This window comes from Rhizobacter sp. (genome assembly GCF_031412075.1).
Classification (GTDB): domain Bacteria; phylum Pseudomonadota; class Gammaproteobacteria; order Burkholderiales; family Burkholderiaceae_C; genus Rhizobacter.
Window position 1 is genome coordinate 1 of sequence record NZ_JANOCG010000051.1, and the last position, 1,718, is coordinate 1,718.

The following is a 1,718-nucleotide window of genomic DNA, read 5'->3' on the forward strand; positions in this document are numbered from 1 at the left end:
GGTGACCGGTGAAGTCGGCGAGCTGATCTGCACGCAACCCATGCCCTCGATGCCACTGTACTTCTGGGGTGACACCGGCAACAAGCGCTACCTCTCTTCCTATTTCGACATGTACCCGGGCGTCTGGCGTCATGGCGACTGGCTCAAGGTCACGCCCAGCGGCAGTTGCATCATCTACGGCCGCAGCGACGCGACCATCAACCGCCACGGCATCCGCATGGGCACCGCCGAGCTGTACCGCGCGGTCGAAGCCCTGCCCGAGGTGATCGACAGCCTGGTGGTCGACCTGGAGTACCGGGGCCGCGAAAGCTACATGCCGCTCTTCGTCGTGTTGCGCGAGGGCGTGACCCTCGACGAGGCGTTGACCCAAAAAATGCGCGAGGCCATCAAGGCCGGCCTGTCGGCGCGCCACGTGCCCAACCAGATCTTCCAGGTGAGCGCCATCCCGCGCACACTGTCGGGCAAGAAGATGGAGTTGCCGGTCAAGAAGCTTTTGATGGGCACGCCGGCCGATCAGGTGTTCAAGCTCGATGCGATGGCCAATGCAGACTGCGTGCCTTGGTTCGTGGACTTTGCGAAACGGCGGCCAGGCTGCGCCTGACCTCCTCCTTGGCTTCACTCCACACGGCGCTCTGCCGCAGCGCGGGGTGGCATGGGTGCCCTTTCACCCGCTCGCGTGGCAGTGCGTCTCGCGCCGTGGGTGCAGGGTGAGGGGCGCAGTGAAGTAAAGGAGGAGGGTCGGGCAACGCCCGGCCCGGGGGACATGAACGGAGCCCCTCACCCTGTGCCCTGGGTGCCTGTGCACCGCCTCAACAGCGCATCACTGACTCGCCGTGATCCCACCGTCGAGATACAGCACCTGCCCAGTCACGAACGCTGCCGCCGGTGAACAGAAAAACATCGTGGGCCCCACGACGTCAGGCGGGTCACCCACGCGGCCAAGCGGGATGCGCTCGGTCACCTGTTTGTAGGTCTCGGGGTTGTCCAGCCAGTGGCGCGCCATCTCGCTGCGCACCACGGTCGGTGCGACGCCGTTGACGGTGATCCCGTGTTCGGCGAGTTCCATTGCGTGCTGTTTCACCAGCATCACCAGCGCGCCCTTGGTGGCGCAGTAAGCCGAGTAGCCGCGTTTGCGCAAACCCAGTTGCGCCCGCACCGACAGCATGTGCACCTGGCGCCCCGGTGTGCGGCCGGCGGCGATGCCGGCGATCTGGTGTTTGGCCACCGATTGCGCGAGGAACATCGCCGACTTGAGGTTGACCTGCACCACTTCGTCGAAAGCTTCTTCGGTCACCTCGGCCAGTTTTTCTTCTCGCTGGATGCCCACGCAGTTGACCAGCAGGTCGAGCGCGCCGAAGCGCTCGGCCACCGCGTCGACCGAGTCGCGGATGTCGGCCACCGAATGCGCGTCCATCGCCAGGCCGATGGCATCGAGCCCGTTGGCGCGCAAGCGCGCGGCCAGTGCATCGGCCTTGTCAAAGCTGCGGCCTGAGACGGCCACGCGCGCACCGGCCATCGCCAAGCCCCAGGCCACGGCCTCGCCGATGCCGCCGTCGAGGTACAGCACTTGGCCGGTCACAAACGAAGCGGCCGGTGAACAGAAGAAAAGCGTGGGCCCCACCACATCCGGTGGATCACCCACACGCCCGAGCGGGATGCGCTCGGTCACCTGCTTGTAGGTCACCGGGTTGTCGAGCCAGTGGCGGGCCATCTCGCTG

The 1,718-nt window shown here is 66.0% G+C and carries 1 protein-coding gene and 1 pseudogene; one reads left to right on the plus strand and one right to left on the minus strand.

Features of this window, described 5'->3' with window-relative positions:
• Positions 1–601: pseudogene (locus RMO40_RS01850) on the plus strand (acetoacetate--CoA ligase); the annotation flags it as partial.
• A gap of 219 nt (positions 602–820) precedes the next feature.
• On the opposite strand, the gene RMO40_RS01855 reads toward RMO40_RS01850, so the two are convergent.
• Positions 821–1,718 (minus strand): SDR family oxidoreductase (locus RMO40_RS01855; RefSeq protein WP_309715482.1); only part of this gene is annotated, 898 nt, incomplete at its 5' end.